Origin of the sequence: Actinobaculum massiliense (assembly GCF_001457435.1) — a bacterium.
GTDB classification, from domain to species: domain Bacteria; phylum Actinomycetota; class Actinomycetes; order Actinomycetales; family Actinomycetaceae; genus Actinobaculum; species Actinobaculum massiliense.
In genome coordinates, this window is sequence record NZ_LN881717.1 from 1,258,914 (window position 1) to 1,285,531 (window position 26,618).

The 26,618-nt window shown below is 62.2% G+C and carries 17 protein-coding genes; 3 read left to right on the forward strand and 14 right to left on the reverse strand.

The features are described 5' to 3' along the window. Window positions 1-105 precede the first annotated feature (105 nt). The 9 genes from BN2664_RS07280 to BN2664_RS07320 form a co-directional block, all read right to left on the reverse strand. The gene (locus BN2664_RS07280; RefSeq protein ID WP_007000850.1) at window positions 106-1,224 is read right to left on the reverse strand and encodes a glutathione S-transferase family protein; all 1,119 of its coding nucleotides are present in this window, start codon (window positions 1,222-1,224) and stop codon (window positions 106-108) included. A 235-nt stretch (window positions 1,225-1,459) separates the two neighbouring features. Continuing rightward, window positions 1,460-1,858 carry a fluoride efflux transporter FluC gene (locus tag BN2664_RS07285; protein WP_007000849.1) on the reverse strand — a complete coding sequence of 133 codons (399 nt, stop codon included), beginning with the start codon at window positions 1,856-1,858 and terminating at the stop codon, window positions 1,460-1,462. Beyond that, entirely contained in the window at window positions 1,855-2,316 is a 462-nt protein-coding gene (locus tag BN2664_RS07290; RefSeq protein ID WP_007000848.1) for a fluoride efflux transporter FluC, read from the reverse strand. Before BN2664_RS07290 ends, BN2664_RS07285 begins: the two co-directional genes overlap by 4 nt. Before the next feature lie 24 nt (window positions 2,317-2,340). Next, window positions 2,341-4,011, reverse strand: a complete 1,671-nt coding sequence (locus BN2664_RS07295; RefSeq protein ID WP_007000847.1) for a DUF2079 domain-containing protein — start codon at window positions 4,009-4,011, stop codon at window positions 2,341-2,343. A 2-nt stretch (window positions 4,012-4,013) separates the two neighbouring features. After that, window positions 4,014-5,735: a DUF2079 domain-containing protein gene (locus BN2664_RS07300; protein WP_007000846.1), complete on the reverse strand. Its 1,722-nt coding sequence runs from the start codon at window positions 5,733-5,735 to the stop codon at window positions 4,014-4,016. Next, window positions 5,732-8,431: a lysylphosphatidylglycerol synthase transmembrane domain-containing protein gene (locus BN2664_RS07305; protein WP_007000845.1), complete on the reverse strand. Its 2,700-nt coding sequence runs from the start codon at window positions 8,429-8,431 to the stop codon at window positions 5,732-5,734. The genes BN2664_RS07300 and BN2664_RS07305 overlap by 4 nt, the downstream gene beginning before the upstream one ends. Window positions 8,432-8,577: 146 nt before the next feature. Further along, window positions 8,578-11,013: a heavy metal translocating P-type ATPase gene (locus tag BN2664_RS07310; RefSeq protein ID WP_058120667.1), complete on the reverse strand. Its 2,436-nt coding sequence runs from the start codon at window positions 11,011-11,013 to the stop codon at window positions 8,578-8,580. 67 nt (window positions 11,014-11,080) lie between these two features. Further along, window positions 11,081-11,320: a heavy-metal-associated domain-containing protein gene (locus BN2664_RS07315; protein ID WP_007000843.1), complete on the reverse strand. Its 240-nt coding sequence runs from the start codon at window positions 11,318-11,320 to the stop codon at window positions 11,081-11,083. Window positions 11,321-11,564: 244 nt separating this feature from the next. Continuing rightward, entirely contained in the window at window positions 11,565-12,263 is a 699-nt protein-coding gene (locus BN2664_RS07320; protein ID WP_007000842.1) for a DedA family protein, read from the reverse strand. A 255-nt stretch (window positions 12,264-12,518) separates the two neighbouring features. Here BN2664_RS07320 and purB point away from each other — a divergent pair, with 255 nt between their 5' ends. After that, complete coding sequence (purB, locus tag BN2664_RS07325; protein WP_040317167.1) at window positions 12,519-13,937, forward strand: adenylosuccinate lyase; 1,419 nt, start codon at window positions 12,519-12,521, stop codon at window positions 13,935-13,937. A gap of 107 nt (window positions 13,938-14,044) precedes the next feature. On the opposite strand, the gene BN2664_RS07330 is transcribed toward purB, so the two are convergent. Then, entirely contained in the window at window positions 14,045-15,043 is a 999-nt protein-coding gene (locus BN2664_RS07330) for a fructosamine kinase family protein (RefSeq protein WP_007000840.1), read from the reverse strand. Window positions 15,044-15,238: 195 nt separating this feature from the next. On the opposite strand from BN2664_RS07330, the gene hisC reads away from it, so the two are divergent. Next, a complete protein-coding gene (gene hisC / locus BN2664_RS07335) occupies window positions 15,239-16,345 on the forward strand; it encodes a histidinol-phosphate transaminase (protein ID WP_007000839.1) in 1,107 nt (368 codons plus the stop codon). Between the two features lie 173 nt (window positions 16,346-16,518). Here the strand turns inward: hisC and BN2664_RS07340 are convergent, their stop codons facing one another. Both BN2664_RS07340 and BN2664_RS07345 read right to left on the reverse strand, forming a co-directional pair. Then, window positions 16,519-18,156, reverse strand: coding sequence for a hypothetical protein (locus tag BN2664_RS07340; RefSeq protein WP_007000838.1), 1,638 nt, complete (start codon window positions 18,154-18,156; stop codon window positions 16,519-16,521). Between the two features lie 130 nt (window positions 18,157-18,286). Then, the gene (locus tag BN2664_RS07345; RefSeq protein ID WP_269431467.1) at window positions 18,287-18,865 is read right to left on the reverse strand and encodes a (deoxy)nucleoside triphosphate pyrophosphohydrolase; all 579 of its coding nucleotides are present in this window, start codon (window positions 18,863-18,865) and stop codon (window positions 18,287-18,289) included. 92 nt (window positions 18,866-18,957) lie between these two features. On the opposite strand from BN2664_RS07345, the gene BN2664_RS07350 reads away from it, so the two are divergent. After that, window positions 18,958-19,725 (forward strand): CDP-alcohol phosphatidyltransferase family protein, encoded by a 768-nt coding sequence (locus tag BN2664_RS07350; protein WP_007000836.1) that lies wholly within the window; start codon window positions 18,958-18,960, stop codon window positions 19,723-19,725. Between the two features lie 27 nt (window positions 19,726-19,752). On the opposite strand, the gene BN2664_RS07355 is transcribed toward BN2664_RS07350, so the two are convergent. Together BN2664_RS07355 and BN2664_RS07360 are read right to left on the reverse strand one after the other, a co-directional pair. Further along, the gene (locus BN2664_RS07355) at window positions 19,753-20,757 is read right to left on the reverse strand and encodes a hypothetical protein (RefSeq protein WP_007000835.1); all 1,005 of its coding nucleotides are present in this window, start codon (window positions 20,755-20,757) and stop codon (window positions 19,753-19,755) included. Between the two features lie 245 nt (window positions 20,758-21,002). Beyond that, the gene (locus tag BN2664_RS07360; protein ID WP_007000834.1) at window positions 21,003-26,384 is read right to left on the reverse strand and encodes a S8 family serine peptidase; all 5,382 of its coding nucleotides are present in this window, start codon (window positions 26,382-26,384) and stop codon (window positions 21,003-21,005) included. Window positions 26,385-26,618: the final 234 nt, after the last annotated feature.

Sequence of the window (26,618 nt, forward strand, 5' to 3'; positions counted from 1 at the left end):
TGCGAGGCTTGCCTCGGCATGATAGCGAAATATAAATGCTGGGCTCGGATTTTCCGGGCCCAGCATTTTTGTTTGTTGTAGCGCCCCCTCCGGGGCGTATGTCCTTTAGCGGAGAGCTTCAGGAATCCGTGAAGTGAAATCTTCTCGCGCCGCGAGTTCGGCCAAGTTGCCGGAGTGGCCGGCGCGATGCGCGAGCGGCACTTCCTCGCCCGGGCGCACCGGCCCCGGCGCCGTCGATGATTCCGCGTTTGTTGACGGACCGCCGAAGGGCGAGCCGCCGAGCTTCTCGCGTCCATGCTCGCTCAGCCAGTTCGAGGTGTCAGGCCCGCAAGGCATGATTTGAGTGGGATTCACATCCTCGTGAACCATGTAGTAATGCGCCTTGATCTGCTCGAAGTCGACGGTATCGCCGAAACCTGGCGTCTGGAAAAGATCCCGCGCGTATCCCCACAGATGTTCAAATTCGTTGAGCTTCATTTCGTTCGTCTTGAAATGGCTGTGGTAAACCGCGTCAAATCGCACCAGCGTGGTAAATAGGCGCACGTCTGCTTCGGTGATGTGCTCGCCCATCAGGTAGCGGCGCGAGGAAAGGTGCTGGTCAATGACGTGTAGCGCGGAAAAAAGTCGCAGGTAGGCCTCGGTGTATGCGCTTTGCGAGCCGGCGAATCCGCATCGGTACACTCCGTTGTTGATCTCGGTGTAGATATAGCGCATCACCTGGTCCATCTCCTCGTGGAGCGGGGCGGGGTAGAGGTCCGGGGCGCCCGGGCGGTGGAATTCTCGCCACTCCGAACCGAAATCGAGGGTGATCTGCGCGAAATCGTTCGTGGCAACCTCGCCAGTGGTGGTGTCGACGACGGCGGGGACGGTTACGCCGAGGCTAAATTCCGGATCGCGTTTGAGGTAGGCATCGCGCAGGAAGTGAATGCCGAGAACAGGGTCAACGCCACCTTCGTTCAGGTCGAAAACCCACGAGCGCTCATCGTGCGTGGGTCCGGGCATTCCCAGGGAAATGACATCTTCGAGTCCGAGTAGGCGGCGCACAATTATCGTGCGGTTTGCCCACGGGCACGCGCGCGCTGCAATCAGGCGGTACCGGCCCGGCTCAACGGGGAATCCGTCGCGTCCATCGCGAGTAATGCGGGTGGTGATATAGCTTTCGTCGCGATTGTAGGGCTTACCCTTATCCGTGAATTTCGCGCCGATTTTCTCCGACCCTGTCATTTTTCCTCCCGCCCTGGCTACTGATTTTCGAGGCGAAAAATTTCTACCCCGAACTAAACTAGTTGAAAATTATAGCAAAATTAAAGCCACTCGCGGTCGCGAAAAATCGCGGAATTATCGTACTAACTCGCGCTCGCGATAATTCCGTGAAATTGTCGCAGCAACTTCACGCCCGAAAAACTCGCGGAATTATCGCTGGCGGGAAGGGTTAGAAAACGCGGAACTATTGCGCTAGCTACTGCCAGATGAGCTGGGCGATGAAGGCTCCTAGAAGGAAAGCCAGGGTTGCGGTGGCGTAGTTGCCAAGCACGAGCGCGCAAGCTTTACCCCACTTGCCAGTGCGGGCAAGCTTGACGCCGTCGACCATCGCCGTCGAGAAAGTTGTGAAACCGCCCAAAAAACCGGCGACGAGAATCATCCTCAGCGCCACGAACTCTAGGCTCGGCTGGGGACCGGTGGCGGAGAGGATACCGACGAAAAACGAGCCGATAATGTTGACGGTGAAAATTCCAGCCGGCCAGCCGAAGCGGCCGCGGTTGGTGATGAACTCGTCGAGAAGTGCGCGCGCGACGGCGCCGAATCCGCCAGCGAAAGCGATGAATATGCCCATCATGTACGGGTCGGTGTAAATCATGCCCGCTCACCCCGCTTCGGAGCCAGGCGCGCGCCGAGCGCCACCCCGAGCCAGGCGGCCGCGAATCCCACGCCGAGTGAACCAAATATATAGGTGAAAGCTCTCGCGTAGCCCGCGACGCCGAAACTCGGCGCCAGGTATACGAGCCAGGTGCCCTGCGAGACAAAGGTTCCGTAGGTGGTGAAGCCGCCGCAAAATCCGGTGCCGAGGAAAATCTTGAGGTGTCCGTTTCGCGAGTCCGGGCCGGCCTTGCGCCCAGCCCAAATGCCTGTAATCAAGCCGAGAAGAAACGCGCCGATAATATTTACGGCGCACGTTGCGGCAAGCTCTCGCGGTTCGTCCGGCATCTGGCTCACTGCGGCAACGGCCAAGGGCACGAGGTAGCGCAAAAGCGTGCCGAGTGCGCCTCCGAGGAAAATAGCGCCGAGCGCAATCGGGTCCCGGTGGAGTGATGCCATGGCGCTAGATTACGCCACGGGCGGCTAGTCCAGCGAGGCCACATCGGCATTTCGTGCAATTTCGTACCCGGATTCGGAAAAATCGGTGCTCCAGACCCCGCCAAACTTTTCCGCGCCGAAGGTTTCGGCGGAGGACTTCGAACACGGGGAGAATGCAACCAGGTTGGGCTCGGCTCCCTCGGACGTACCGGACCAATACACGTTATTCGTGGGCACGAGGTACGCGAGCAAACAAATGTCGGTAACGACGGTATTTCCATTCCCGACGCCGTCTATCAGGCTCTGTGCAGCCTGGCGGTTGGCCTCGCTCGATAATTGGGGATTTTTCAACCAGGCGCCGAATCCGTTATTGGCCGTTCCGAACAAAGTCCCCGCTAGTGCGATGATTACCGCTCCCCAAGTGAGAATTTGCGAGGTTGCGTGGGCAGCAGCAACCGACTCGGTCGGCTTACTGGTGGCAACAGTGCCTGGCTTACTCGTCAAAAGCTCGGAATCATCGTCATGCAAAACCGCGGAATTATCGCTGTACGAACCGGTGTCCTGATTACCAGGCGATTGCTTGCCCGGCCGGGCGCTTCGCGGCCATCTTGCCCGGAGCCGGCAGGCGCCGTCGACCAGCGCGAGCGCGGCGATGGGCATCAGAACCGCGGAGTAGTGCCAGTCCATCCCCCAATAGAACTCAACATTGCCGGCGAAGCGCCAGATTAGCGTGGGCAGGGCGACGATCACGAGCGGGCTGACGAGCCCCACCAGGCCGGCGGTGGCGATGGTGAAAAGCAAGGTCACGGCCATCATTCCGATGCGCGTCATGGCGTCATGGTCGGAGCCGGTGAGGCGGTTCGTGTACTCCCAGCCACCGGCGTTGTTCATAATTGTCAGGAAGATAAGGCTTGCCACCAGCCAGCCAATTCCCCAGACGATGAGCCATTTGCCGATTCGTCCCTCGCGGGTGGCGATCGCGCGGCGCCAGCGCTTGTACCCGCGGCGCTCGCGCTCGGCGACCACCTGCGCGACGATAAGCGCCAGGCCGAACGCCGCCACGGTGACGCCCATATCTTCTTTGACGAAAACATTGAGGCCTACCAGGATCGCAGCGGCGCGCAAATGCCCGGTCAGTGCGCACGTAATGCCGAAAGCAAGAAGTGGCACCGCGAAGGCGATCTCGTGGAACTGCGCCACGATCGCCGCGGTGAGGCCCCAGCTAAAAGCGTATGAAATGCCGAGCACGCTACCGGCCGTCGCGCCCAGGCGGCGCATCGCAAGCGAGCAGACGGGCACAATGCTGATGGCAAACAGCAGATTCTGCACCACGAGGAGCGTAGATCCCGAGGGCCAAAGCCGGAAAATCGGCCCGAGCAACACCAGAATTGGGTGGAAGTGGTCGCCAAGCAAGTTGAAGCCGTCGCCTTTGATATTCACGATCGGCGCCTGGAAATGCGCGTAACGGTCGGCCAGCTGGGTGAAAATGCCCAGGTCCCACGAGGGTGCGCGGAAACTCTGCCACTGCGCCAGCGAAAATCCGGTGTAAATGACGAAGGCCAGGCTCGCCAGCAGGCAGGGGATGACCACGCGGAGCGCTTGCGTGGTTGGGGGGAGGGTACGGGAGATGCGCGATTGCGGAGCGGTAGTGAGCTGCGCGTTCGCCTCCGCGGCTCGGCCTTCTGCCGCCTCCTTGCGCGGTGCGTGCGAAGTCATCCTCAGCTCCTTTCTTTCATCACAACCACGTATGCCTCGCGGTCGAGTTTCACTTCCCAGATCCCGCCGAAATGCTCGGTGGCCCAAATGGCCACGGTGAGGCCCGAGCCGTGGTTGAGCCGATTCGAGAAGAAAATCGTATCGACCTCGTCTTCGGCGCCGCGGTAGGAATGCTCCCACAAAACGCGGTTACCAGGTACAACGTACGACATTGTGATGACATCGGTGAGAACCGTCCGCCCCTGGCCTACCATCTCGATGCCAGTGCGCCCGGCGGCCTGCTCAGCTGGGCTTTGCGCCGCGCCGTATTTAGGAACCGAGTTCCAGGCTTGCGTGTTTCCGCGGCCTGTCGCCCAGCTGCCGAATCCGTTGGTGGACGTTCCAATGAGCGAGGAGCCCAAGGCGACGACGCCGCAGCACACCACGATCTTTTTTCGCAAAGTAGCGCTACCCAGGTGATCGGCCGCCTTGAGCCGGGAGGCGGCGTCGATAAGCGCAATGAACATAATCGGCGCGATTACCGCGGAGTAATGCCACAGGATCGTCCAGTAATACGGGTTATTTCCCGCGAAACGCCAGGCGAGGGTGGGGAGCAAAAGAGCCGCCCACGGGCTCGCGCATCCGATAATTCCGAGCGAAGTGACGATGAAAATAATGGTCGGAAGCTTCACGTCCAGCGGTAGCAAAATTCCAAAGATGCCGGGGGCCGAGTCGGATTCGATCCGGTTTGTATACTCCCAGGCGCCCTGGCCGGAGAAAGCCGGAAGAATAACCTGGGTGGCCAGAATGAACCAGGTAAGGCCCCAGACCATGAGGAATGCGCCTATCCGCGCCTCGCTCCGCGATGATTCCGCGTTTTTTGCGCGGGTGCGCGTTCCCGATGATTCCGTCTTTTTTGCGCGGGTGCGCGTTCCCGATGATTCCGTCTTTTTTGTGCGGCCCAGCCAGGCGAGGAAAAGCACCAGCGCACCGAACGCGAAAACAGTTAGGCCCATGTCTTCTTTGACGAAAACCAGAAGCACGATTTGCGCGGCGGCCCGGCGCTGCTTTCCCCACAGCCAATTGGTTATTCCGAAGGCCAGAAGCGGCACGGCGAAGGCGATTTCATGGAATTGCACCACGAGGGCGGAGGTGAGTCCCCAGCTCAGCGCATATGCCACGCCGATAATCGCGCCAAAGCGTAGGCGCTCGCGAGCAAGTTTCATGACGGGATAAACCGAGAGTGCAAAAAGCGCGGACTGCAGGGTCAGAAGCATCATCCCGCTCGGCCAGAGAGCGAAGAGTGGCCCGGTCAGCAGGAGAATTGGATGGAAGTGGTCGCCCCACAGGTTGTAACCGGGAGCCTTGATGTCCACGATGGGCGGGAACTTCCCGCGCGCGTACTGGTCTGCCAGCTGGGTAAAAATACCGTGATCCCACGAGACCGAGGAAAAATTGGCCCAGGTGTAGGCGGAAAATCCTAGATAAACGCCGAACGCCACGAGGGCCAGGAGTGCCGCCACGCCGTCGATTTCGGGGCGACGACGCCGTAGCACCCCGCGGGGTTCTCTGGCACTTTCGTGCCGCGGGCCAGCCGCAGGGTGCTGGTTCGTCGCATTGTGCAATTCCGCATTACGCGATGCTGCATCGCGAGATCCCGCAGCATCCCCCGAACCCACCCGAGTACCCGATGATTCCGCCGATTCTTCCGCGCGCAAATGCTCGGCCGAGTGAGCAGCGCTCACACGCGCTCCCGCTTTTGCAGCCAGCGCAGGGCCACCCAGCCGATGGGCACGCGAATCCAGAAGGTCACCACGCGATAGAGCATCGCCGTCGAGAATGCCACCGAATAGGGAATCCCCGCCACTACCAGGCCGCCGGTCAGGGCCGCCTCAACTGGGCCAATGCCGCCGGGCGAAGGCACCAGGGAGCCCACCGAATTGGAGACCAGGTAGGTAATTGCTAGCGTGGTAATCGGGAGCGAGCCGCCGAATGCGGCCAGCGACAGGCCGAAGGCGCCAACAAAACTGGCGGTTTGCACCAGAGAGCCACCGAAGCCGGCCGCCAGGCGCGAGGGGTGGGTGGCCAGCCAGACCATACGCGGCCAGATTTGCTCCAGGGTGGGGCGAATTTTTGCCAGAATCCAGCGCCGCAGGGGGCGGATGAAGAGCACCGCCGCTACCACGGCCGCGGCCACAACCACGCCGATCATCACCGAGCCGGAGGGCAGGGAAACCGCGCCGAAATCACCGGTGAGCAGGCCGAGCATGAGGAGCAACAGAATTGTGGCAACGAACTGCGCCACTTGCACTAGCGAGACCGTTGCCACCGCAACCGGGGTGGCCACCTTATTCTTCTGCAAATAGCGCAGGTTGAGGGCAGCCGGGCCGATGCCGGCGGGCATCACCAGGCCCACCACGGAAGCCGCAATCTGCACCAGCGTCACCTCGCCGAGCTTGAGCTTCTCGGCCGTGTAAGCCTTGAGGAGGAGGCCCGAGCCCAGGTAAGTGAGCATTCCGACCACAAAGGCCGCGATCGCCCAGACGAAGTTGGCGGTGCGCAAGGTCTCCACCAGCTCGTTGAAGTTGATGGAGCCGAGGAGGATAAATAGGGCCACGGCGCCGATCAGCGCGGTGATCATGGTCCGCAGGGAGAAGCGGGTGAGCTTGGGTGCCTGCACCGTTCCGGTCTGCGGGAGTTCTTCGGTGAGGGTGTCGCGCAGGTGCTGAAGGTCCTTGCGGTCCTCGAACATCTGCATGGTTTCCTGCGGAATAATCGCGCGCTGCAAAACCGGCGCGATGGTGGACATCTGGCCGGCCGGAATGCGGCGCCGTGCCGAGGCGACGGCGCGTTCCCTTCCCACGGCCGCGCTCATCATTGCCAGCGCCTGCGCCAAATCCACCTGACGGCTCAGCTCGGAGGCCGCTACCGTCCCGTTGCGCCAATGCACAATATGCGCGGAATCTTCGGCGACCATTACCGTCGAGGCGCGCACGTCCTGATGCGAAAGCCCGGCGCGATGCGCGGTGAGGAGTGAATCCCATACCGAATCGAGCGCGGCGTCCGAAACGGCGTCGGCGGTGAGGGTGCTGAGCGGAACGGCGTCGTCGAGCGTAAAGGTGACCACCATGGAAGAATCGCCGCCGGCGGTATGCGGGTGGCGATCGCGGGTCGCGCCCACGGCGGCGGCCTGCTGTTCCATCAACAGCGTGCGCTCGGCGGTTTCCACGATATTGTCGCCGAAGCGCTCCGTGGCGGCGTTGAGCGTGAAGCGTTTCCATGCCGAGGAAATACGGCCGAGAATTTCTTGGTCGGTGTCGATGAAGGTGACGAGGCGGGCGGTGCCGTCCGCGAGTTCGGCGATGTAGTTGCGCGCGGTGGCGTCGGTAATCGGCGGGTTGTAGGTGGCGCGCGCGTGCGCGGCGGCGGCGACGGCGTCGACCTCGCTTTCCACCGCGGGAATTTTCACCTCATCCGAGTCTTCCTCCGCGTCCGATGATTCCGCGTTTTCGACGTCGTTATAAAGCACCCGTCGGAACTCGCCAAAAGCTGAGGCGTCGATGTAGCCGAGCGCGCCGGACACGTGAATTGACCACGAGTGGAGCTCGCCTTCCTGTTCGTCAATGCGAATGAGGGCGGTGACGTCGAGTCCCGCGCGCCGCACGAGGCGCACCGCGCTTTCCCCGGACGCTCGTTGCGGTGCGTCGCCGACGGCGAATAGCGCGAAGCGGGCCGTGGCAATTCCAACCAGAATCGTGAAAATTGCGCCGGTGAGGGACTGCAAGCCCTGTAGAACCGAGAGAATAACGACGACGCCGAGGAGCCACCAGCCCCAGCGGCTCGCGCGGGAAGCCCGGAACGAGCCCGCGATGGTCAAGAGCACGGAAATGACGGAGACATACGGGAGAATTCCGATGGTCGCCTGCTCATTGAGGGTTTTTGAGAAAGCCTCGGTGACGGCCGCGAAGGGCAAATAATGGCGGAAAAGCCACAGGCCGCCATAGCAAATGACCACTGAGATGGTCACGGCGGTGGCGGCGGTCGCCAGGGCTCGCCAGCGCTGATGCCAAATTAGTTCCACCAGAATCCACAGCGGTAACAGCAGGGAAATAATGCCCTCGAGCACGTTGACCGGCATAAAAAGCACGGTTCGGAGCACGTTTGCGGCCGCGTTAGCGACGTCGTTGGTGACGGCGACGGTGGAGGAAAAGCCGAAAATCGAAATGAGGATAACGGCAACGATGCCGAGTGTGGAAACAATTCCGGAGACAAGATTCGCCGGACGACGCTGCCAGCGGGCAAGTGAATCCACCAGGAGGACGTCGCGCGGCGGAGTTAAAACTTCCTCAACGGGGCGCTCGAGCGCGGCATTGGGAAGTTCTTCCCGCAGCTCCGCGAGCGCCTCTTCGGGGCGTAGTTCGCCGTTCTCCTCGGTGTGCACCTGTTCAGTGTACGCGGAAATCGCATTTTTTCAGCGCTAACGTGAGGATTCCCCCGCGCGCGTCTTCCCAGCGATAATTCCGCGAAAGTGGCGGGCGGTGAGCGAGGCCGGCCTTCCCGATAATTCCGCGAAAGTTGCGAGCGCGGTCAAGCGCGGCGCAGGCGTAGCGAATTGAGCACCACAATGACGGACGACCCCGCCATGGCCGCGGCCGCGAGTCCGGGAAGGATGAATCCCAAAACGGCCGCGGGAACGGCAATAAGGTTATAGCCGAAGGCCCAGAGAAGATTTTGCCGAATGATGCGCAAGGTCTTGCGCGAGATCCGCAGGGCCGCGGGAACAGTGCGAAGATCCGAGTTTACGATCGTGATATTAGAGGCGGCCTTCGCCACGTCGGTGCCCGAACCCATTGCGATCGAAAGGTCTGCCTGGGCCAGCGCCGCGGCGTCGTTCACGCCGTCGCCGACCATTGCAACCGCCTCGCCGCCCGCCTGCAACTCCTCAACGACCTGGAGTTTTTGGTCCGGAAGTAGCCCGGCGCGCACGTCGGCAATTCCCGCCTCCGCCGCGATTGCGCGCGCGGTCTCTTCGTTATCGCCGGTGGCGAGGACCGGCCGTAGCCCGGCCTGAGTAAGTTCTTCGAGGGCTTCGCGCGCCTCCGGGCGCAAAGTGTCGCGCACGGCAAGCGCCCCGAGCGCGATCCCGTCGCGGGCCACAACCACCACCGAGGCGCCGGTTTGGGCGAAGTCCCGCAGGCGATCCGCAAGCCGAGAGGTATCGACGCCAAGTTCGTCCATCCAGCGCACCGAGCCTGCCCGGATCAGCGAGTCTCCAAGTTTCCCGCTCACCCCGCGCCCGGCCTCATTCGAAAATTCCGCGATTTCTTCCACGTGGCCTGGCACGAAGATTCCGCGCTTTTGCGCGCCGCGCACAATCGCCCGCGCAATCGGATGCTCGGAATGATCCTCTAACGCCGCCGCGATCCGCAGGACTTCGCCGCGCGTAGCCTCTACTTCTGCGGGATCGCCCTGGCTCTTGCTACCAGACCGGGCCGCGCCCTCGGCCTGGCCCTCGCTGCCGGGCTGTCCTTCGCTGCCGGGCTGGCTATTGGCCGGCGCAACGCCGTCGAGCACCATCTCACCGGCGGTCAGCGTGCCCGTTTTGTCCAGCACAATCGCGCTCACGCGATGCGCGGATTCGAGGATTTGCGGGCCGGCGATGAGCGCACCGATTTTCGCGGCGCGCCCCGAGCCAACCATTAGCGCGGTGGGCGTGGCCAGCCCAAGCGCGCATGGGCAAGCCACCACAAGCACGGTAATTGCGCTGGTCAGCGCGGCTTCGAGTGGATTACCGAGGGCGAGTCGCACCGCGAACGTGCCAGTGGCGATGGCGATAATTGCGGGTACAAACACGGCCGAAATGCGGTCCGCCAGTGCCTGCACGGGCGCCTTTCCCGATTGCGCGCGGCTGAGCAAGCGCCCCATCTGCGCCAGGGTGGTATCCGCGCCGACCCGGCTGGTCCGCACCGTTAGTGAGCCGGCGGCGTTCACGGTCGCGCCCGTCACCTCCGCGCCGGGCCCTATCTCCACCGGCACCGATTCGCCGGTAAGGAGGGAGGCGTCGACGGCGGAATTCCCGGTGACGACGACGCCGTCGCTCGCGATTTGTTCGCCCGGAGCAACCTGGAACACGTCGCCAACCTCCAGTTGCGCGGCGGGAATGACCTCATCGACGACGCTACCGTCCGCCCGCCGGGTGCGCCGCGCGGTGCTCGCGCCCAGACTAATAAGGGCGCGCAGGGCATCGCCCGCGCTGCGGCGCGAGGAAAGCTCCAGGCGTCGGCCGAGCAGGAGGAAAGTGACGATCATGGCGGCGGATTCAAAATACAGATGTGGTGCGCCGCCGTGGGCCATGGAGTGAATGCCCGTCATCGTCATGGTGTAGCCAATGGTTCCGGCGCCTCCCCAGAGCAGGGCCCATAGCGAGTAGAACATTGCTGCGAGGGTGCCGAGCGAAATGAGCGTATCCATCGTGGTGGCGCCGTGGCGGAGCGACTTCGCCGCCGAAATGTGGAAGGGCGCGCCGGCCCAGAACGCCACCGGCAGGCTCAGTGCCGCGACCAGCCACTGCCAGCCCGGGAATTGCAGGGCGGGAATCATGGAAATGCCCACGATGGGTATGAAAAGCGCGAGGGAAACCCAGAAGCGGCGGGTCAGGCTGGCAAGCCGGGCCCGATGCGATAGTTCCGCGTTTTCTTCCGCGGCGCTCGCTTGGGCCGCGTCGGTTTGCACGTCCCGCTTACCGGAGGGGGTCAGGTTCGCGCGGCGAATCACACTTCCGTCGTAGCCGGCCACCTTCACTTGATTGATGAAGTCTTCGTCCGAGAGCTGCGTGCCTTCGCTAAAGATATCCACGTGTGCCTGCTCGTTGGCGAGGTTCACGGCGGCGCGGACGCCCGGCAGCTTGTTGAGTTTCTTTTCCACGCGGGAAACGCAACTCGCGCACGTCATGCCGGTGACGGCGAGGTCGATCTCTGCCACCGGCCGGGAAGAATATAAGGATTGCTGAGGGGAGTGAGTCATAAAAGTATTCGGCGCCAATTGCGCGTCGATGCGCTAGCCGCGCCGGCCGCAATTGTGCGGTGAGGCGCTAGCGGATGATTTCCTCGACCTTGTAGTCGCCCGCCTCGGCGACGGCGTTGATGAGGTCCTCATCTGGGATGTCTTGCGGGGTGTAAATCAGAGCGGATGAGAGGCTCTTGCCGAGGGTGACCACGACGTTTTCAACATTGTGGAGTTCCGTGAGCTCTTCGCGCACGTGCTCGACGCAATGCGCGCAAGTCATTCCGGAGATTTTCAGTTCGATGGTGCGGTCAAAGTCGATTGCCATAATTCCCGTCCTTCCGGTAGTGGAACGAACCCCCGCGGGGGATATTCCCATCACTCCCGTTCCAGGATATCGCGCCGGTCACATCCGGGCGCGGATTCGCTGGCGGAACTGGGGTTTTAGAGCCGGCGCGACCGGGTCTTCCGCACCCGGGTGGGCCAGTGACTAGGCGCTTTTCGAATGCGCCACCTGCCCCAACTACATTCCGCACCCGGGCCGGCGGGTATTCGTGTGGAATTAGCGCGGGCTACGCTGCGGCGTCCTCGTCGCGCCTCGTGCGGGTGACGTAAAGGCGGTGCGCAACCCACCCCACCACAACGAGCACGATCAGAACCGCCACAACCTTGGCGAAGATTCCGACGTAATTTTCGACCACGTGCCAGTTCGCTCCGAGGGCGTAGCCGGCGCCGATTAGCACGGTGTTCCAGATAAGCGAGCCGCTAAGCGTCATCACCGTGAAAATCGCGGCGTTCATGCGCGTGACGCCGGCGGGAAGGGAAATTAGGGAGCGGAAAATCGGCACCATGCGGCCGAAAAATACCGTCCACTGACCGTGCGCGTCGAACCACTGCTCGGTTTTGTCGACGTCGGACTGCTTGGTCAGCGGCAACCAGAGCAGGATTTTGCGGGTGCGCTCGCGGCCCAGCCAGGCGCCGAGGCCGTAGAGAATCCACGCGCCCACCACGGAACCCGCCGTGCACCAAAGCACCGAGCCGATTAGGGACATATTCGACGTCGGGTCGGAGGCGGTGAAACCAGCGAGCGGTAAAATCACTTCGGAGGGGATGGGCGGGAACAGATTTTCCAGCGCCACCAGAAGCGCCGCGCCGAATCCGCCAATCGCGTCCATGATACTGACGACCCAACCGGCAATACCGGACATTTCCTCCCCGCCCGCGTTCTGCAGCGGGGCGGAGCCAAGAAGCGTGAGAATTGCTGGATTCACGATAATTCCGTTCGTTGGGGATCAGCGGGCTCGCCTGATTCTACTGAGATTCGCCGCGGGCGTGCGACGACGTGCCGAATCTCGCGCCGTATGGATAGCGCCGCGTGCCGTTTGGATATTGCCGCGTTCGGCAAGGATCGCGCCTTGCGCCGCGTCGAAGGTCGGGCGCTGAAGGCCCCGCGCCTCATCGGGCAGCTCACCACATCGCGCCGCGCGGGGAAGACGCGGCGGCAAAAAACAGGCAAGAATAGAGCCATGTTGGATTTCGCGAAGCTAGAACCCGGGGTCGCGCTCGGCGCACTCGACGGCCGTTACCGCTCAATCTGCGCGCCGCTCGTCAATTTTCTGTCCGAGCAGGCGCTCAACCGCAACCGCGTCCGCGTGGAAATCGAATGGGTTATTTTCCTGGCGCAAAGCGGCGTGCTCGACGGCGTCGCTCCGCTTACGGATGCGGAAGTCGCTTATTTGCGGCAGATCCCCGCGAGGATGGGAAGCGAAGAAATCGCGGAACTATCGGAAATTGAGGCGGAGACGCGCCACGACGTGAAGGCCGTGGAGTACTTCGTCAAGCGGCGCATGGATCGCGCGGGGGAGGAGATCCCCGGTTCGCGATTGCCGGAACTTCGCGAGATGGTACATATCTTCGCTACCTCCGAGGACGTCAATAACATTTCTTGGGCGATTGGCGTGAAGGGAGCGGTGGACCAGGTGTGGATTCCGGCCGCTCAGCTGGTCATTGACGAACTCGCCGACCTCGCCCACAAGTACGCCGCCCAACCCATGCTTTCGCACACCCACGGTCAGCCGGCTACGCCGACCACTCTGGGCAAGGAGATGGCGGTTTTCGCGCGCCGGCTGGGGCGCCAGCTCGACCGCGTCAAATCGGCGCAGTACCTGGCCAAATGGAGCGGCGCCACGGGCACTTTCGGAGCGCATCTGGCCGCGGTTCCTGATGCGGATTGGCCCGCGGTTTCGCGGGCGTTCGTGGAGAGCTTCGGGTTAGAATGGAATCCGCTCACAACCCAAATTGAATGCCATGACTGGAACGCGGATCTCTTCTCCGACGTCGCGCATTTTGGCCGCATCGCCCATAACGTCGCCACGGACTTCTGGACGTATATCTCGATGGACTATTTCCACCAAGACCTAGCCGCGCAGGGATCGACCGGGTCGTCGACCATGCCGCATAAGGTCAACCCCATCCGCTTCGAGAACGCTGAGGCGAACTTCGAAATATCGGGCGGAATCTTCGATACTTTGGCGCAGACCTTGGTGACGTCGCGAATGCAGCGAGACCTCACCGATTCTTCCACTCAGCGCAATATGGGTGTGGCATTTGGGCATTCGCTGGTGGCACTTTCCAACCTCGCGCGCGGGATTTCCGGGGTCAATCCCAATCCGGCGCGCTTGGCCGAGGATCTCGATCACGAGTGGGAAGTGCTTGGCGAGCCGATCCAGCAGGCGATGCGCGCGGCGGCGCTTGCCGGCGCGACGGGAATGCAAGATCCCTACGAGCGCCTCAAGCAGCTGACTCGCGGTCGGCGCGTCACGGGCCCGGAAATGAGGGAGTTCATCGCCGGCCTCGGCTTGCCCGCCGACGTGGAGGCGCGCTTGCTGGAGCTGACTCCCGCCACCTACACCGGACTGGCCGAGCACCTGGTGAGCTACCTCTAGGTACTTTCGGGGCCTGGCCTGCGGTGTTGGGGCTTCGGGCCGGGCGCTTCTGGCTCTGACCAGCGGCTAGCCCGCTACCTCCCGCAAAAGGCCGCCGCCCGCAAAAGCTAGAGATACCGCCTGGCCTGGGCAACCGCTTCCGATCCGTAACTTCCGCCGAACATGGCGCAGTGGATCATGAGGATATGCATGCGGTGAAGCCCTACCCGCTCGCGCCAACCGGCAGAGAGCGCGGAAACATTGTTGTAGCCGGCGTAGATCTCTTCGAGGTAGGGGGTGCCGAAAACCGTCAGGCTAGCGAGGTCGGTTTCGGCCGCGCCGCCGTGCGCTACCGGATCGATGAGCACGCCGACGACGGACTCCTGTTCGCCGTCCTGGAGCGCAGTTTCGTCTGGGAGCGCGGCGCCCTCTCGAGCGGATTCCGCCGTGGCCCACAAAATATTGCCGCCCCACAGATCGCCGTGGATTAGCGAGGCTCCGCGTTGCACAAGCGCGGGTTCATCGGCGTCAAAATCCCCGCGGTATAGCTTTTCACACAGCTGCTCGATCGCCCTTACATCCGAGTTTGAAAGCGAACCGTTTGCCAAAGCGGCGGGGAAGTAAGGCTCGATCCGATCCGCTGCGTAAAACTCGCCGAAGGTGCGCTGGGGATGCGAGGCAAAGACGGTCCTCAGGTGCCAACGTCCCAGTTCGGGGCCAGTTTCCGCGCCGCGCGCCTGAGCCCGAGTTTCGCCTTGCTCGCCGCCTTCCGCACCGAATCCCGCCTCGCTAACACCCGCACGAGTCCCCGCACGAGTCCCAGCCTCGCTGCTACCTGCGAGCATGGACGGCGCTTGCCCATAAACCCGGATCTGTCCGGGTGCTAGGTCGCCAGAATAGGCGTGCGTCAGCGCGAGTCGCTCTCCAAATTTATACGCGGCCGCGCGGGTCGGGGCGCCGCTGACCAATCGCGGCTCCACCAACTTGCCAGCTCGCGCCGCGGCCGGGTCGGAAAGCACATCCACCACCGGCGCGCCACCGGCGTCGGCCGCCGCCGCAAGATCGCGCAGCCCCGCAAGCTCCCCTAAAAGTTCGGCTGGATCTCCAGTTTTCGCAAAAGTCTGCATGGCTCAATTGTTAGAAGCGACGCGCCCGAGCGCCCAACTTTCGGCGGCCCGCGAAGTGCGGAAGCAACAGCGCGCGAGTTCTCGATGCAACAGCAAGTGCGTGCGCGATGCAACAGCAAGTGCGTGCGCGATGCAATAGCAAGGGAAGTTACCGAGCTAAAGCAAGCGAAGCCACCGAGGTGAAACAATAGGTCCATGAGCACTCAGAACTGGTTCCGGCCGGAGGTATCACAGCTACCTCAGTATGTGGCCGGGAAACGCGATACGGATCCTAACGTCATCAAGCTTTCCTCCAACGAGCTCCCGTTTGGGCCCACGGCCGAGGTTGCGCGGGCGATCAATGCGGCGGCCGAGTTGGTGAATCGCTACCCGGATATGGCGAATGCCGATTTGCGCGAGCGTCTGGCGCAGTTCGAGGACTGGCCCGCCAATGGGATCGTGCTCGGAAATGGCTCCACCGCGCTGATTGAGAAGTTCCTGCAGGCCGTGGCAGTTCCGGGCGCGGAGGTCGTCTACCCCTGGCGTTCTTTCGAGGCTTACCCGATCGCGGTGCTCGCGGCGGGGGCAACGCCGGTGCCGGTGCCTCTTCATGCGGACGGTTCGCATGATTTGGAAGCGATGCTTGCGGCGATTACTAATAACACCCGCGCGATTATGGTGTGCTCGCCGAACAATCCGACGGGCGTGCCGATCTCGCATGCTCAGCTCGAGGCGTTCTTGGAGCGGGTGCCGAAGCATATTCCGGTTCTCATCGACGAGGCTTATATTCACTTCGCGTCCGGGGTTGGCGAGGCAATTCAGGACGGCAAGGCGCTCGCACGCAAGTTCCCAAATGTGCTGGTGGCGCGCACATTTTCTAAGGCCTTCGGGTTGGCCGGGCTTCGCGTGGGCTACGTGCTGGCCAGCGCGGAAATCGCCGCCGGGCTCACCGCGATCAGCACCCCGTTCGGCGTCAACCTCATCGCCCAGCGCGCCGCCCTCGCCGCGCTCGACTCGTCCGCGGAAGTTTTCGAGCGCGTCGAAACAATCGTGGCCGAACGCGAGCGCATGAGCCGCGGCGTCCGCGAGCTCGGATTCGCCGTCCCGCAGTCCGCCGCAAACTTCATCTGGTTCGCGGGCGAGGGTCAAATTTCGGTCGACGACGCCGAAGCTCCCGCCATTGATGCGGCCCGGCTGGAAGAACTGGGTCGCGAAGAGGGCATTATTATTCGGCGATTCGGCGATGAAGGAGTACGAGTTTCGGTTGCCGAGCCGGCCGGGACCGATCGCCTCCTCGCGGCGCTGGAAAAATTAGGCGACTAGGTGCGCGGCGACTAGTAGCACGGCGATCAAACGCGACAGTGCGCGAATGCACGTGAGTGCAAAAGCAAATAAAAGCGCGGCGACTAGTAGGAATTGCGGCCAAGTGCAAAGGCGGGGCGCCCCTCCCAAGCAAAGGGAAGGGCGCCCCGCCTCATAAATAGAACGTCCTAAAACTAGAACCGATCTTCCGCTGAACGCTTGAGCGTGAACCCGTGGCCGGAGAGCTCGCTCCAGCAGGTCACTCCGCCGTACTGGCTGGCGCTACAGGCGAAGTTGTTATGGGAAACCACCTGGTCATAGTCAACTTGGTTGGCCACGCTGAGCTCGGAGTCGCAGTCGGCCGTCACTTCTCCGGCGTGCTCCACATGGTAGGTGGCGGTGTGCCCTTCGCAGCCGGGAGGTGAAGGATAGTCGTATGCGTAAATCGAGCAGGAGACGTTGTCTTCGCCAAAGCGGCAACGAATATTGTTAGCCGGCGTCGTGAATTCGGTGACGTCAATCGCTCCCGCGCCGGCGGGGCGCTTCAGGTGCCACCAATCGCGCGAGCTGGCTAGCGAGGTGACCTCCGCCGGTGCGTTGCCGCCCGTGAGCGCCTCCGTCATGTCGACGGTGTACTGGGCGTTGCAGCTCGAGGAGAGCTCGGTGAGCGCGGTTTCGATGCCGGAGATTTCGCGGGAAAGCGCGCCGGCCGAATCCGCCGCGGTGGCGTAAGCGAGCAGCGTGTTCGCGTCCGAGCTCGCGTCGCAGGTCGATTTACCCGGCAATCCCCGTACGGTTGCGCGGAGTTGATCCAGGTCAGAGCCGTCCGCGCTGGCGGAAGGGGAGGGCGCCTCGCTCGGCTGCCCGGCGGGAGCGGTGGTGGCAGGCGCGTCGCCCGAGTTACCGCCGGCCGCTGCGTTGCGCCCGTTGTGGAAGAACTGCGTGAAGAACACGGCCGCCACGGCCACGAGAAGAATCACGATCGAAAAGGCGAGGAAATACATTGGCCAGCGGCGCGATTGTTGCGCCGTCGGAGCCGACCCGCGGCCGCCCGGGAATCCGCCGGGTCCGTAAAGTTGCTCCTCAAACGTGTTGTTGCGCGAGTCGTAGGAGCGCACGTACGCGCCTTGCTGTGTCTGCCCCGGTTGCTGGTATTCATACGGTTGTGAGGGGATGTTTCCCGACGCCGCCGCTGGCTCCCAGCCAAACTGGCCGCCATATCCGAACCCGGCCGGGTTCGGTGCGGATTGCGGGGCAAAAGCCTGAGTCGGCGCCGCTTCATTTGGCGCGGGCTGGCCGTATGCGTGCTGTCCGTATGCGGGCCGCTCGGAAAGCTGGCCGTAGCCGGGCTGCTCGGAAACGCCCTCGCTGATGAGCGGGTCAAAGCTGGTTTGCTCGGTCGGCGCAGAATCGCTCGGCGCTTCGGTGCTATCGAAATGCTCGACGCCGTCAAAGTTTTCGACGCTGTCAAAATCTTCAGCGCGGGCCGAGTCGGCGTCGCTCTCGGGGGCGTTACCGGCACGATTGAGCGTGAGGTCGGCGCGCTCTTGGATCCGTCGATTGATTTCGGCCACGTCGAGGGTCTGGGTAAGGTCCGAGTCGAGCTCCGCGGCGGGTTCTGGCACAGGGTCAACCTCCGCCGCAGGCTCAGCCTCCGGCGTCGTCTCAGTCTCGGTCTGCTCGGGTTCATTCGCTTGCTGAGATTCAGCCTCGCACTCGTCGCCCGCTTCACGCTCAGCCTCGCGCTCGCTCTCGGCGCCCTGACCCAGCGCGGCATTCTCGCCGCCGGGATGGTCCTCCTCGCGCGGCGACTTGGGCGTTTCGTCTGACATTCGAGCCTCCTCAATGCCGTGATGGGCTCTGGGCCCTCGATGTTGACCCGGGCTAGCCCGCGTCCTTGCGAGCGTTACGCGGCTAATCGCGATGCCCATAACGCTATCTGATTATGCCACTTTACCGGTTTCAGGCCCTCGAGAAAATCTGCGTGAGCACAGGGAGGATCTGCAGATCTCCCGGCAACCACGGCACCGCCTCGACTTCGCGGGCATCAAGATAGCGCAATTCGCGATGCGAGCCGGTCTGCGTAAAACCCGCCTCCGGGTCGGTGAACTCCGCTAGCCAGAGGAACATTCTCCGGCCCCGGTTATGTACCTCGGCTTTCCCGGCGTTCACCTCAGTGCTCTCCAAATTCCACGATCCATCCGCGCTCGCGGGGTTGCGCACTAGCTGCCCCAGGCGAATCTCGGCGTGTAGCTCCTCGCGAATTTCCCGGTGAATTGCCTCCTCGGGAGTTTCACCTGGCTCGACCTTCCCGCCGGGGAATTCCCACAGACCGTCCGCCCAGGCGGGGTAGGAACGCTGGGCGGCGAGGAAATACGTGGGCCGAGCGAGGCTATCAACAATCGCGGCGCCCACGACCGCCCGCGCGTAGTTTCCTTCCCGCGCGGAGGTTCTCGCCCCGTTTTCCCCGCTCGCAGAAAACGCGGAATTATCGGATTCGGAGGAGCTAGCAGGTCTGGAGGAATGTGCAGGCAACATCATTCCTTCAGGCTACGCGCTCGGGCCACGCGAAGCGCGCTCCCGCGGTATCCTAAGCTGTCCGAGATAGTTAAGTTTTACGCTGGGAGACCCACGTGACAACCGATTTCCCGCTAGCGGGCTCGAGCGCCGGGAGCGCGCCGACCCCGGCATACCCGATATCCGTTCGCGCGCGGGCCTGGGCGGTGCACGCCTTCACCATGACCGGCCTGCTCTGGGCGATTCTCGCCGTGGTCGCGCTTAAAGAGGGCAATTACCGCTCCATGTGGGGCTGGCTCGTGATCTCCCTCATCGTTGACGCTGCCGACGGCCCAATGGCGCGTAAATTCCGCGCCGTGCAGGTGATCCCGTGGTTCTCCGGCGAGCTTATGGACAATATCGTCGACTACCTCACCTGGACCTTCATCCCCGTTCTCTTCATGATCGTGGCACTGCCGCTAGGCCCGGGCGCGTTGCCGTTAGTCGCGGCGTTCGCCGCTGCGGCGTCGTCGATGTTCTGTTATTGCAACGAACGCGAAAAGTCCGCCGACTGGTACTTCATCGGCTTCCCGGCGGCGTGGAATGTGGTCATCCTGATTCTCTGGCTGCTGGGCACCGGGGTGGCCGTGAACTGGACCGCCGTCGTGGTCTTCACGGTGCTCTCGATCGTCCCGTGGGCGTGGGTACACTCGTTCCGCGTGAAGAAATTACGTCCGATCACGGCCACCGCTGCGGCGTTGTGGGTGGCGACGACGGCGATCCTTGTCTACCTGCATCCGGGCGCACCGCTGCCGGTTTGGATTATTTGGTGGATTGCCGGGCTGTGGATTTTGGGAGTCTCCGCCCTGCGGTCAATCCGCATGCGCCCCGATTTCGAGGCGTAAGTCCGCGCGGCGTCGTCGTCGGAAAAACTACGAAACTACGCCCGAAACGGCGCGAAGTTGGCGGGATACCCGGCGGTCGCGCGCCCAGCGGTAGCCCTCCAGGGCGAAGGTGCAGGCGATGAGGAAGCCGATGATAATCCACACGAAAGGCGGATAGTCCTCACCGTAGGCCGCGAAATAAATGTAGGGCGCCATGAACGTGGCGATGGTGACGATCATTCCGACGATTCGGGTCGCCAGGCGCGCGGCGGTGACGATGGCGAGGATTCCCCAGGTGTAGGGGATGGCCGTGACCAGGTCAATCGTCCAGAGCAGGAGCACCGAGCCTTCGAATTGCGGCAGGAAGGTGACCGGCAGGGCGCGCAGCGCGGAGTAAACAAGCACCACGAGGTACGTGATGACCTTGGGGTTTGTAATCCAGCGGACGGCCGCGTTGCGCGGAATGATTCCCACACCGGCCTCGATGAGGCGATTGTGGACGCGAGCCGAAAGAAGTAGCCCGTCCACTTCCTCGAGCGATTCGCGCAGGAGCGCGGCGTCGCGCGGGTCGGGGGAGTCGAGCAGGGCTTCGATCAGGCGCACCGGGGCGATCCCGATCGGCGTGAGCTCCCCCGGGTTTTCAGTTCCCGACGCCGTTGCTCGGCCGGGTTGCAAATTGGCGGAATTATCGCCGGGATTGAGGCGCGTCGAAGATTCCGCGCAATCTTCGCCGGGAGCGACGGGCGCGGAAATAGAAGGGCCCAGGCGCGTGAGGTTTTGTGGGCCAAGCCAGCGCTCCCATTGCACCACGGCGCTCGCATCCATGGGGATGAGCCACAGCCGCTCGCGCTTGCGCACCGAATCTCGTAGCGATGCACCAACCATTTTGAGCAGGCGGTCTGGTGCTAGCTCGCTCAGGGGCGGAAACTCACACACCAGACGGTCGGTAATATCCCCGATACGCTCCACGCCCGCGGCGCTACGCACCGCCTCCGGTTCCAAAGAGAACTTTTCGGCGAATGAGATATTTCCGAGAATGTTGAGGTTGGCCATGCGTCAGATAATTCGAGTCGGTGTGTGAATCTTCGATAGATGGTGCGGAGGGCTTGAATTGGTATCAATGATGCGGACTAGCACCTGGCAATCCGCCTGAAAATAATATGCCGGCCGCGCGCCAATGGCGAGTATTGAAGCATCCTAAGAGGCGAACTCTGCGGAGTAACGAACTGCCTTTGGCCACGCGGCCGGCATTTATTCTTGCGGGAACCTACCGGAATGTAGGCCCTATTTGAGCGGATTTATCGGCGATTTCTCCGGGCGGCCAGGCCCAAGAAACCGAGCAGCGTCAGGAGCGCCGCCGCTCCGATTGAATTCTCCACGCTCGCCCCGGTGTGGGAGAGCGTGGGCGACTTTTCCGCGGGATTATCGGCGGACTTATCGTTGGTATGGCCCTGATCGATCTTTCCGTCGTTCTTACCGCCGGTCTGGCCGGGAACTGGCTTCTCTATGCCGGGCTCCTCGCTCGGATCGGTCTCGCCGGGAGCATCGGCGTCGTCAGACGAAACAACCGTGATGAAGACCGTGACGGTGCGCGTCACCTCGCGGCCAGCGGCGTCCGTGGCGACGAGCTTCACCTGATTCTCTCCCGGAACGAGGATGGTTTCGGGGGCGAGGGCGAAGGTCGGATCGGTTTGCGAAATCGCGGAACCATCGTCGACGACGCGGTAGTGCGAAAGAATCGAATCCGCCGCGGCCGCTGGGTCCAGCTTCTCAAGCTCGACGGAAACGCTCTCCGGCCCCTCAATAATTGCGGGGTCGTCCTTGGTTACGCTCACGGGAACGGTAGTAACATTGCCGGCCAAATCGGTTGATACTGCTTCGAGCCGGTGGATTCCGGCCTTCCAATCCGCCAGGGAAACCTTTGTCTCCAGCGTCTTTTGCGTAGCTTCGGTCTTGGTCCCGAGAACCTCCTCGCCGCTCGCCGCGCCCGTCTGCGAAGATTCCGCGTTTTCGTTTGTCGCGGGTTGCGAAGAATTCGCGGAATTATCGCTAGGCTCGGCCGGCTGCACGGCCGGGAGGGCTGCGGCCAAAGTACCCGCCAGCGAAGCCGGCTTGGCGGCGGGTTTTGCCGGGTTGGCGGGCTTGTTCATGTTCACAAGCTCGGCGCGCACGTCCGTAATTGGGCGGCTCGCCAGTTCCGTAACTTCGGAGGAAAGTTCTTCGCCGTCAACCAGTACCTTCAGATCGCGCAAATTGGCGTCCGAAGCGCTGATAGTAATGACGTCGGCGGAAGTGCGGATGCCCTCGGCCCCGTCGACCTTCACTTCCGGCTTCACCTCGTCAACAACCACCGGGATGCCTCCCAGCAACATGTTGTTATTGCCGTCCGTGGCGGAGATAAGGACCGTGTCCCCATTGGCAACCCGGATCTCTTCATCAAACGAACGCTCGTTGGACTTTGCGCCAGGCGCGTTCTTGTAGAACACGTCCAGCTTCGTCGATCCGTTGATCGCCAGGACATAGCCGAAGCCGTCGTCGGAAATCGTTCCCTTGAAACGCACCTTCGGCGAGTTCGCGTAGAGAGTTCCGTCCACGAGCTGCGGCTCCGTGAAGCTAATGGTCGGCACGGAAACGTCGAAGTGGATCGCCATCGGCAGATCGCTGACCGTCTTGCCTTTTTCGGTAGTTAGGCGGTAGCGGAAGGTGTTCGAGCCGGGCTTGACGGGCAACTGCACGGTGAAGTCCGTGCCGTTCTCGCTCACCGCGGCGATCGGCGCGGGGTCGGCATAGGACCCGGGCAAATTCGCGGAACCTTCGCCCCCGACTGCCGAATTGCGCGGGGTGAACTCCAGCTTCAAGCCGGGACGCGAGTACTTGCCCTTGACGGTGAAGATGCCCGTGGCCGGATCGTAATCGGTGGTCGTTCCCGCCACCGTGCAGCCGAAGAATCCTTCGTCGCACTTCATATTGGAGAAGGCCACCGAGTCAGCGACGGGTGTATTGCCCGCGGAGCGCCCGGCAATGGCGAGTGAAGCGGTTCCCGCGTTCCACAGCTTGTCCCACGCGAAAACACTGACGGACGTCACGTTCCCCGGATCGACGGTCTTTTCGAAGGTCTTGTCCGGAACCGAGAATCGCCTGCCCTTGCCAATTTGCACCTGGTAGGGGCCGGCTTGGTCATCTTCGATGGTTCCGCGAATTGTGACGGTGCCATCGGCGTTGGGGATAATCTCACCGCGTTCGTTGAGGTTTCCAGAAAGCGTGAGCTTCGGAGGCGTGACGTCGAAGTAGAACTTGAGGGTTTCCTTCGCCAGTTCCTTGCCTTCGGCGTCGTACGCGATCACCGGAACGGTATTCGAACCGCTGGCCGCGGGGTACTTCACCAAGAAGCTACTGGCCTCCGGCTTCACCTCGAGCTCGCCGACCTTCACGCTAGCAACCGCATCGGAAACAAATCCGCGAATTTCGATGGTTTTCTCCTTCGCGTTCACGCGCGGAGCATTGGAGAATGGCCCGATCCCGAGGAACGGATTATCGGACATCATCTTGTTGCGGTTTTCGATAGTGAGCGCGTGAGTGCCCAGCACCTTGCCGGATTTGTTCACGTTCATCGCCTGGTCGGGGATGTAGACGCGCACGGACGCGTAGCGGGCGGCCTTCGTATCCGGGATCTTGGTGCGCCACACGTAGCGGTTGGGGCTCTCTTCCACCACTTCGGGGCGGAAGGTTGATCCGTCAGCCCAGTAGAAGAACACGTTGGAGACGGAGGTGGTGCCGATCTTCGCCGCCACCCCGGACATCGCGTCGGTCGCGGTAATCGTAAGCGTGCCGTCCTCGCCTTCCGCGAACTGGACGTCAGGTGGAGTGAGGTCGACGCCGAACGGCATTTGAATCGTCTGCCACGGCGAAGACTGCGTCAATCTGGATTCGATTTTCATCGAGTATATGCCTTCGCCAATGGTGCGGAATTTCGCCGCCGCGGCATCCCACACGCGCCCGTTGAAGGTGAGGCCGTTATGTAAAAGCGTGTCCGCCTCGATGGTTGAAAGCCACTGTCTTCCCGTTTCGCGGCGCACATTGCGGTCGATTCCGATGACGCGCAGCTCGTTGCCCGCTTCGTCCAAGACGGTGTAGCGAATATCCGAGGCATTGCGCCGCATCGCTAGGCGCGGCGTAATCGAGTCCTCTTCGCCGTCGTTATTCGGAGAAATGTACGGAATCTTCGCGTTCTGGTAATTCTGCAGAAGATTCGTGGCGAGCTTGGTCACCGAGTAGTAATCCGGGAACACGCCCTCGCCGGCCGGGGCCACGATCGCCTCGGCGTTCCAATCTCCGACGAATCCGAGGTAGGGAATCGCCAGTTCCGGTTGCGCGGGATCCGCGGAGGTAAAGCGCGCCCAACCTTCAATGAAATGGTTGTAGGACGTATCGGGTTTGAGGGTGAAGGTGACGCTGGCCGAGCCGCCGGCGGGAACCGTTACCGACGCCGTTCCTGCTACCAGTTCTTCGCCGGTCACCACGGTTTGCGAATGCATAATCTTGGTGGCGTGCTGGCGCTCGCCTTCGGTCTCGCCCACCACGGCCTGCTTGCCAATGTTGAACGCCCGATCGATAGTTCCGCGATTCTTGAGCGTCACCGTAAACGAGGCGTCGCCGTGAATTTCGCGCAGTGCCACGGAGGGAGAGCCCTCAACGGTGGCGACGACGTCGGTGGCCAGCGCTAGATCAACTCGCGCCAAACCGGCCCCAATTTGCCGCGGTGCATAAGGTACGCCGTCGGCGCTGGTGGGAATCTGCGCCGTGTTGAGCATCCGCACGCGGACCTCTTCCACCAGGTCTTTACCGGAAAGGCTACCCTTGAGCTGCTGCGCCATGAGCGCGGCGAGGCCGGAAATTCCCGGCGCCGCCATGGAGGTGCCAGACATCGAGGTGTAGCCGTTGCCGTTTTGCAGCGAGTAGACGTTTCCGCCAATTCCGGCGATATCCGGATCGAAGTCCAGAGCCGCGGTGGTTCCCCACGTGGTGAACTCGGACGGGGTGAGGCCGCCGCCCGGGTTCTTCACCGGAAGCGGGTTCTTCGAAAGCAGGACCTTGAGGTTCCCCTCCGCGGCAAGTTTCTTGAGATTCTGGCCGTCTTGGTAGCTCACCGAGGCACCCAGAAGCTTGATGTTCTCAATCTCGCCAATGCGTACGAAGGGCGAAACTCGCGAGCCTTCCTCGCTGTTGATTACCATCACCCCGAGGGCCCCGCGCTTGCGAGCTTCGTTGAACATCTTCCGGAAAGGTACGGTGGCGCGATCGGCAAGCACGAGCTTTCCGCGCACGTCCACGTCGTCGCCCCACTTGTCGGTGGGGTCTACGAGGTAGCCCTTTTCGTCGCCTTCGCGCACGTAAACCAAATCGGTGAGCTGCTTGGGCAGATCGCCCTGCTGAATGTCGACGGCGAACTTCCCCTGCGTTTCGCCCTGCGCCCAGAGTCCGGTATGTGCGGTAATCGAGGTGTTTTCCAGCGACGCCACCGAGATGGCATCAGATGCGGCGGCCGGGTGGGAGATCGTACCGTCGTCGATCCGCCCCACAAAATCGTCCGCCAAACCATTGTTTGAATAGTTCTGGCCCGAGTTACCGGCGGCAACAATCGCGATAACACCCTGGTTGGTGGCGGCAGAAATCGCCTGGTTCACTCCGTCGGAATTATCGCTAAAGCCGTTGGGGAAGCCGAGGGACATATTGATAACGTCCGCTCCAAGTTTCACGGAATCTTCGATGGCGGCGATAATTTCGCTATCGCCGGCCCCTCCTTTATCCGAAAACACCTTCATCGCTAGCAGCTGTGCGTTCGGTGCGATGCCCTCAACCCGCGAAGCGGTAGAAACGTCGGAATCATCTTGACCATTTGCGGCGGCAATTCCCGCCACGTGCATACCGTGCTGGTAGGGCCCGTTGTCCTTGACGTCGTAGTTCTGGCCTGCGTAGTTGTAGCCGTTGGGCACCTTGCAGGTGAAGTTACCCTTGGGGTTGATGGTGCGAATTTTCGCGGAATTTTCGCAAACGCCCGGGTCGAGGCGAAGATCCTGATGCGAGGTATCGACGCCGGTGTCGATAATCGAGATGACCATTCCGCGCCCGTCGGTGCCGAAATTCTTTGCAGCCGCCGCCACGCCCTCGTGCTCGCGCACCGCATTGACGGCCGGGTAGTACAAGCGCTCGCGGTTGACGGACTTGACCTGCGGCTGCGCGCGCAAAGCGTCAATTTGGCTGGCCGGAATAGTGGCGGAAAATCCGTTTACCAGGTAGCCGAACTGGCGGTCCACCGCCAGCCCGAGGTCTGCTTTCCATCCGTCAAGGTAGGAGTTCTGCTCGCTAATTGCCTGCTCACGGCCGCTTTCCGACGGCGCCGCCGGCTGGTCTTGGAGCAGAACAATCACGCGCACCGGTGCGTCCGCCTCACCTTCCGATGGTTCCGCGTTTTCTGCGGGGCTTGCGCTTTCCGATGGTTCCGCGTTTTCTGCGGGCGCGGAATCTTTGGCGGTGGGGCTCGCGCTCTGCGCCCGCGTAACTTCGTCGGAATTATCGCCGACGCCGGTGGCGTGGGCGGTGGGTGCTAAGCCGGTAAGTGCCGTACCGGCCAGTACGCAACTCAAAAAACCGGCAACGAGCCGGTGTTTCAGGGATCTCACGTCTATCCTCTCGAGTGATTCCAGGAAAATTTGCGTAAAGTAGTTTACGTGCGCCGGTAAGGCATCCCTCACCCAAGGCAGAGTTATGTTTATGGCGTTCTGAAGGCTTTTCGCCGCGATCTCGCGGCTGTTGTAAATTGCGCGGAATTATCGGGATTGTGAAAAAGAATCTTAGTGACCGCGTAGACGTATGGGGTGGGCCACGTTTTCCCGCGATGACGTTTTCTGCCTCCG